Source organism: Mesorhizobium sp. L48C026A00, from assembly GCF_000502375.1.
Taxonomy (GTDB): domain Bacteria; phylum Pseudomonadota; class Alphaproteobacteria; order Rhizobiales; family Rhizobiaceae; genus Mesorhizobium; species Mesorhizobium muleiense.
On the sequence record NZ_AYWU01000025.1, the window covers coordinates 78,917 to 85,884 of the forward strand.

The window sequence follows — 6,968 nt, forward strand, 5'->3', positions numbered from 1 at the left end:
CGATCCACCTTTGCCAGGTTTGAAAATCAGGAGTTCTGCGACAGACATTTGCGACACTTCGCGGCTCGGAATCCGGGCGGCTGCGCGCCGGGTTTGGTCGAATTTGAAACTGCGCTCACTTGGACATTTTGAGCATTGCAGTCCCGATCAACGTAACGCCGATGGAAGCCAACTTCGCCAGGTCGAGCCGCTCCTTGAGGAAGAAGACACCAAACAGCACAGCGAACACCATGCTGGATTCCCGGACGGCGGATACCAGAGCCAAAGGCGCTTGCGTCATTGCCCAAGTGACGATCCAGTACGCCAAGAGAGAAATCATGCCCCCGAGAATTCCGACTTTCCAGCATTTCCGCAGCGAGACACGAACCTGCCCCCTTCGTAGATACAACGCCACCAAGGTTATCGGTATACCGTTGAAGAGGTGAGACCAGAAAGTGTAGCTCTCTGCGGTTTCGGCAAGACGGGCACCTAAACCATCTACGACCGTATATCCGGCGGTGAATATGCCTGTGCCCACTGCATACAGCACTGCCTTTGGTTCCCGGAAGCCATTCGCTCCGCGCGTCAGGGCTAGGCTCATGATACCCAGCGCGATAACAACGACCGAAAAACCTGCCTGCGAGGTTAGTGTCTCACCCACGATCGCAATGGATATGAACGCTACGATCAGCGGTGAGCAACCCCGAGAAATGGGATAAACGTGGCTCAGGTCTCCGTAACGATATGCTTTGATCAGAAACACGCAGTAGGCAGTGTTCAGCACACATGAAGCCCAAATATAGGGCCAGCTTTCTGCCGTTGGGAACGCCACAAATGGAACAACCGCGATGCCGACGGCAACCTGGCTCATCATCATGATTGCTATCATGACCAGCCTGTCAGCATTCACCTTGACCAAGGCGTTCCATGCCGCATGCAAAACAGCCGCGCCAAAAACCATCATAAATACGCCGGCTGTCACATAAATCTCCGTGTTCGGTAGTGTTAGAGCGTCCGCAACTTTCGATTAGCAGCTGTCACATGTCCAACACGTGACAGCGGTGTCCTCGTGAGCCGGGCCAATGCTGAAAAAGTCAGGCTTTCTGCGACACTGTTGCCTCGAACGACGGTCGGCGGCGGCTGAGCAAAAACAGGATCAGGAGCGCGCCGCATGAACACAGTGTGGCGAGGCCAAGGAGCGCATGGCTGCCAAACTGTGTCAGCAAACCGATGAGGGTCGGAGGGGACGCAGCCGAAATTAGATTGAGCGGCAGCGCGATGCGCGACGTTGCTTTGGCAAATTCGGCTTTGTCGTAGAACACCAAAGGAATGGTGGCCCGAGATACCGCGAGCGCGCCGCTGCCCAGGCCATAGAGCAGGATGAAGCCGACGACCGTCCAATAAGTGCCATCGCCCACGATGAGCAGCAACATGGCGACGGGCAAGCCGATACCGGCGACGGGACAGGTAACGACAGCTATCATTTCAAGGCGGGCGGCGGCGCCGATACGATCGTCGAATCCGGTTCCTATAGCGACAATGACGAGCTGGATTTCGGGGCGGGCATCGACGCGAACGAGCTCTGGTTCAGCCAGCAGGGCAACAACCTGGTCGTCTCGGTGCTGGGAACAACCGACAAGGTGACGATCAACGACTGGTTCGCCGGGCCAGGAAACGTCATCGAGACGATAAAGTCCGGCGATGGAAAGGTGCTCAATCACTCCGACGTGGCAACGCTGGTCGCTGCAATGGCCGGGTTTGATCCCGCAACGTCGCCGACGGGGTCAGGCATCCAGCCTGGTGACCCGCTGCTTGGCAATCCGGCTCAGACAGGCACTATCGCAGCAGCCATGCAGTCGTCCTGGGCGGCAGCTTGAGTTGAGCGATTGACAGATCCGAGCCGTGCGTCGGCTCGGATCTACCACTCACAGATACGAGACGCTTATCACCCGATGCTTGATCGCATCGCTCGTGTGGGCCTAGACTCCTAGACTCGAACCCGTGCCTAACAAATGAGTGCCGGCAATGGCCGGCTGGCATTCATTCGGCCGTGACGAATCAAACTCGATGGCTATCGCTCCCGTCGTCATCAACAACCCCGAGGACAGCCACGTACGCCACGCCTGGCTGCTGAGTTTCAGTGACGAGGCCCTGAGGCCTGCCTCCTTGCTGGCGCAACGCGATCTCGACAGATATACAATGCCAGCTTGGTCCAGCCACGAGAGGATAATTCATGCTGTTTGGGAATTCCCACAAGAAATTCGCGGGAACGTGGGACGATCGGCTCGACGGGTTATTTTCGTGCGGCGTGGACTACTCCGGTAAGACGGTTCTCGATGTTGGCTGCAGTATGGGGATTGTCGCTTATGAAATCGCCAAACACAAACCAGCTTACATCCATGGAATTGACATCCTGAAGCCGCACATCGGCGTGGCTCGCTCGATCTTTCTAGGGTCAAGCGTCGAAAGCCGATTTGACGCCATGAACCTGGGGAGCCGAAAGCTTCCGTCTGTTCTACAGGAGAGGTACGATATCGTTCTTCTCCTCGCCGTTTATCAGCATGTCCGCAGGGGATTGGGCCAAGAGAAGGCCGATCGCATCTTTACCGACATCATCAACCGCGCACAGACAATTGTGGCGCGAGTTCCCGACGAAGACGACATTCGTCTTCAGTCATTAATTGAGGGTGCTGCTGGGTTCACCTTATCTCATCGCAACAAGTCGCCAAGAGGGAGTACAGTTCTGGCTTATAATCGCCATTAGGCCAGTGCGCTTCTACGGCCCTCTCATCATTTTGGTATCGCTTGGCCGTTCGAGCGGTGGTTACGATCGCCTCGGCAACACGCCGTCAGACAGCAAAGTCTCGATCACGATCCAAGAGCGACAAGATACACTGGCGCGAGTTCGAGGGGTTCACTGCCGAGTTCTTCGAGCAGGGCACCTATTGCGGCGCGCCCTGCACCTCAGGCCGGGTTACATGCAACTGCTGAGCGTGCATCCAGTCGGCCGCGGCCTGCGCCTTGGCGGCGGCGGTGATGATAGCGCGCTTGTCGTGCTTCAGGACGGCGAGCCAACTTGCCAGGTAGGCGGCGGTGTTATCGCGCGGATCATGAGCCACGCCGAGATCGGCGCAAAGGAATGATGCCGCGAGCTCGGCGACTTATCTGAACAGTCAACCTGTCTCAGTGGGCCTTCTTGGCGCTGAATCCGAGAATTCACCGGATTTTCGATCAGCGGATCGGCATGAGACAGATTCCATGATGGAATCGATGCTCACGAAAAAAACGTCCAGAGCGCCTGGAAGACATAGCCGATCACCAATGATCCCGAAACTGCGAGCGCCACGAAGAGGGCGATGGTTGACGGCCTAAGGACCAAAGCTACGGCCAAGACGCCCCAAATACTGACCGCGCCGCCTGAAACGAGGAGTGCCATTGCCGCACCGGGTGACATGCCGAGATCAAGTAATCCTCGAACCAAGGGCAGTGCCGCAAGACCATCGAGATACATTGGTGCACCGACCAGCACCGCAAGTGGGATAGCATATGGGGAGCCCTCGCCGACATAGGTGGTGAGGAGATGAGACGGTAGAAGGTCGCGCAGCAGAAACTCGGCCGAAAAAGCAAATATCAAACAGATCACGACGATCCTTGTTGTGGAAATAAGGTTCGCTCCAAATGCTCGAATGCGAGCTGGCTCTCGCCAGATTCGGAAAGAGAAATCCGTTGGCGTGCACGTGCCGCACTGCCCATTATCCATAAATCGCTGCGGCCTTAACGGGTTTTGAACCATCTGCGTGCGCGCAAGGAGAGCCGTTCCCGCGCCTGAAAAGACTCCAAGCGCAAAGGCCGCAAGCATCTTTCCGAGGGCGAATCCAGGGCCGAGGAGCGCCCACGTCGCGGTGAACATTGTGGGTCCGGTAACAGGCGAGGAAAGCCAAAATGCCATGATGGGCGCGAGCGGAACGCCGGATGAAAGAAACCCGGTCGTGAGCGGCAGCACCGTTACGCCGCACACAGGTGTCACGGTGCCGATTGCCGACGCGATGACGACAGTTGAGATAGGGCGCCCCTTAAACCACCGTGCCGTTATGGTCGCCGCTCCGCTGGCCGCAACCCATGCCGAGATGACTAGCCCAATTGCAATCATCGGCGCGACATCGAGGAAGCTCTGCACGACGAAACGAAGCGTCTCCTGTGCCCTTTGCGGCCACGTAAGGGCGACAACGACTGTCAAAACGGCAGCCGTCGCCCAGATGACCTGCTTTCTTTGGGGCCTCGGGAGCGTGACAATCATGGCACCATCCTTTTTGGTGACGTTCATACATTGCCGGCTTCCATACGGAAAACGAATAGCATAAATATCAGCTATGAGCTTGAACGATGGAAGATCGGCACAACTGGACAGCGATTTGCTGCGTACGTTTCTCGCTGTAGCCAAAGCAGGGAGGTGTCAGCGGCGGCGCGGCGCACCTGCTCCGCACACAGTCTGCCGTTAGCCTGCAAGTGCAGAAACTGGAGGGTACTGTCGGACAGCGCATGTTCGAAAGGCATGGCCGTGGGGTTACCATAACTGCTGCCGGCGAGCAGTTGCTGCCCGTCGCTCGCCGTGTTGTCGAAATGCTGGATCAGACAGTCGCCGATCTGCGCGGAACGCAAGCGGACGAAGAAATCCGCTTCGGGATTCCCGAGGAATATGGTGATACGATCCTGCCGTCTATCCTGGCAGCCTTCACCGAAGAGGAGCCCACAAGCCGTATTTTTGTGCGCTGCAGTTCGAGCATGGAGTTTCCACATGCGTTGGCCGTCGGCGAGTTGGACATCGCTCTGCACTCACCTGAGCGCGTCTCAAAGGACGACGTTGTTGTTCATAGTGAACGCGCCGTGTGGGCCGGCTCCGTTTTCCACAATATCGAAACACGACGGCCCCTGCCGGTGGCTCTATTCGACAAAACCTGCTGGTGGAGGGAACGTTGTCTCGATCTTCTTCGGAAATCCGGGCTGGAGCATCAGATCGTTTGCACCAGTGAGAGCGTTTCTGGCGTTCGGGCCGCGATCGCGGCCGGCATCGCGATCGGCGTCTTGCCGCAACGCGCATTGACGGATCAAATGCGAACGGTTGCCGATGAGAAACTGCCGCAGCTAGGAGAAACACATCTGATGCTCACCAGCTCTTCGAACGCACCTAAACGGCTAGCCGACAAATTGACGGTGATCATCTCAAGGACATTCGAGGGAAAGTGACGTCGTTTTTGCGGCAATACGTCCGGCGATCGACCAAGCTGTCAGAATGTTCGTCGCCGCCGCCATCGCGGAGATCGCCGGCTGCTTCAGCTTCTGGCTGTGGCTTTGTGAGCCCAGCCGAGCTGGTGGCTGGCGCCGGGGCTGGTCTCGCTCGTCGTGTTCGCCTGGCTGCTCACGCTGGTGGACAGCAGCGCGGCCGGGCGGGCCTACGCGGCTTATGGCGGCGTCTACATCGCCGCCTCGCTGGCATTGGGCGATCGAGGGGTGAGGCCGGACTGTTGGGACACTTTGGGCGCCGCGATCAGCCTCGTCGGCGCCGCCGTCATCATCTTCGGCCCGCGTTCCGCCTAATGTGACGGCTGCCGGGCGTGCATCCAGTCGGCGATCTGCTGCGCCTTGCTCGCGGCGGTGAAGATGGCGCGCTTGTCGGAGCGGAGCACCCCAACCAGGAGGCGATATAGCGGGCGTGATCGGGCCGCGGCTCGACGCTGAGGTCGAGATCGGCGCAGATCATGGCGCTGAGAAGCTCGACCGTGCATTCCTCCATTGCGTAGGCGGCCGAGCCGAACCGCCCGGTGAGATCGCGGCCGAGGCGGTGCCTGGCGCCAGAAGCGTGCCCGCATCGTGGAGCAGGACGGCGTAATAGGCAACGGCGTCCCGGAAACAGGCGAACTCGGGCATCTGCACGTGATCCCTGGAGGGGATGTAACAGGCCCGCGAGCCGCCGTGGCGGATGTCGATGCTCAGCGCCGCGCAGAAGCGCTCGGCGCGCTCGATCCGCTCGGCCTCGGGCAGCACCGGCACTGTGGGTGGCGTATAGCCGTCGACTTGCGTGCAGTTGAAGACCGTGTAGCCGCGGGCGAACATGCCGCGTGCGGGCTCGTCGTGATCGTCGGCTCCTTCCTGACGCTCGGCGCCGCTGTCGCGATCACTCATCTTCCAGAACACGACAAGGTGGCCGCGCTCGCCCTTGCGAACCTGAGCGCCGATCTCCTGCCATTGGCGATAGGTGCCCCAGATGCCGGCGGGGTAGCCAGCCGCATGTGCCGCAGCCCAAAGGGTGATGACGTTGACCCCGCGATATGTCTTGCGTGAGGCGACGTTGACGGGGGTGGTGATGGCCGATCCGTCATGGTGCCAGGGCATCCGGTAGTCGCCGGCATTTCGACCGTCATCTGGGCCAACCATNGATGGCGGCGATGATCTGGTTGGTGACGCGCTCATAGATATCGTTGTTGGTCCGGCCTGGCTGTTGCGATCGGTGGTCATGGGTGCCTCCTGTGCTCGCCCTCTCCGTCGAGGGCGAAGCGGCAGGGGCGGACGCGGCGAGCCGGGCCGTCACACTCTGTTCTCGGTTACTGGTGCGGAACAGGGTTGACGGCCCGGCAGCGTCTGCCACAACCGAGCCCCTGCCTCGACGGGCGAGCACAGGAGCCAGTGGCTCGACGGCCAGCGTATTGCTGAGCTGGGCGCCTGTCGCGACCAGTTGATCGAGTCGATGCCACTCCGCCGATTTGGTGAGCGCCATTTCCAGCGGCACGCCATCATTGCGGGCTTCGAGCAACGAGGCGCCCAGCGCCGTGAAGGCGCGCAGCGTGTCCGTGACGGCTGTCTTGGAATCGGCAATCCGTTCATCGTGTAGTCGTTTCGCCTCACGCCAGGTCTTCCCCACGATCCGGTCATGGGTCTCGACCACGGCATCGGCGACCGCCGCCTCCCATTCCACGGCGCAAACGGCAAGGATC

The 6,968-nt window shown here is 59.5% G+C and carries 5 protein-coding genes and 6 pseudogenes; 5 read left to right on the top strand and 6 right to left on the bottom strand.

What is annotated here, in order from left to right; all coding sequences use genetic code 11:
• Positions 1-115 precede the first annotated feature (115 nt).
• Positions 116-961, bottom strand: coding sequence for a DMT family transporter (locus X738_RS72570; protein ID WP_031256293.1), 846 nt, complete (start codon positions 959-961; stop codon positions 116-118).
• Between the two features lie 112 nt (positions 962-1,073).
• Positions 1,074-1,454 (bottom strand): annotated as a pseudogene (locus X738_RS83410) (MFS transporter); the annotation flags it as partial.
• A gap of 165 nt (positions 1,455-1,619) precedes the next feature.
• Here X738_RS83410 and X738_RS89300 point away from each other — a divergent pair.
• Both X738_RS89300 and X738_RS72580 read left to right on the top strand, forming a co-directional pair.
• Positions 1,620-1,856: a hypothetical protein gene (locus tag X738_RS89300; RefSeq protein ID WP_352909100.1), complete on the top strand. Its 237-nt coding sequence runs from the start codon at positions 1,620-1,622 to the stop codon at positions 1,854-1,856.
• A 356-nt stretch (positions 1,857-2,212) separates the two neighbouring features.
• Positions 2,213-2,743 (top strand): class I SAM-dependent methyltransferase, encoded by a 531-nt coding sequence (locus X738_RS72580; RefSeq protein WP_023802413.1) that lies wholly within the window; start codon positions 2,213-2,215, stop codon positions 2,741-2,743.
• Positions 2,744-2,921: 178 nt separating this feature from the next.
• On the opposite strand, the pseudogene X738_RS83420 reads toward X738_RS72580, so the two are convergent.
• A pseudogene (locus tag X738_RS83420) lies at positions 2,922-3,140 on the bottom strand (zincin-like metallopeptidase domain-containing protein); the annotation flags it as partial.
• Positions 3,141-3,253: 113 nt separating this feature from the next.
• Positions 3,254-4,303 (bottom strand): permease, encoded by a 1,050-nt coding sequence (locus X738_RS72585; RefSeq protein WP_023802415.1) that lies wholly within the window; start codon positions 4,301-4,303, stop codon positions 3,254-3,256.
• Positions 4,304-4,434: 131 nt separating this feature from the next.
• On the opposite strand from X738_RS72585, the pseudogene X738_RS88500 reads away from it, so the two are divergent.
• The 3 genes and pseudogenes from X738_RS88500 to X738_RS72595 form a co-directional block, all read left to right on the top strand.
• Positions 4,435-4,554 (top strand): annotated as a pseudogene (locus tag X738_RS88500) (LysR family transcriptional regulator); the annotation flags it as partial.
• Positions 4,555-4,599: 45 nt separating this feature from the next.
• On the top strand, positions 4,600-5,223 hold the full coding sequence (locus X738_RS72590; RefSeq protein WP_280811222.1) for a LysR substrate-binding domain-containing protein: 624 nt from the start codon (positions 4,600-4,602) through the stop codon (positions 5,221-5,223).
• 46 nt (positions 5,224-5,269) lie between these two features.
• Positions 5,270-5,574, top strand: a pseudogene (locus X738_RS72595) (YnfA family protein).
• Here X738_RS72595 and X738_RS72600 read toward each other — a convergent pair.
• Together X738_RS72600 and X738_RS83425 are read right to left on the bottom strand one after the other, a co-directional pair.
• A pseudogene (locus tag X738_RS72600) lies at positions 5,571-6,492 on the bottom strand (ArdC family protein). The pseudogenes X738_RS72595 and X738_RS72600 overlap by 4 nt on opposite strands.
• Positions 6,493-6,649: 157 nt before the next feature.
• Positions 6,650-6,968, bottom strand: a pseudogene (locus tag X738_RS83425) (Tn3 family transposase); the annotation flags it as partial.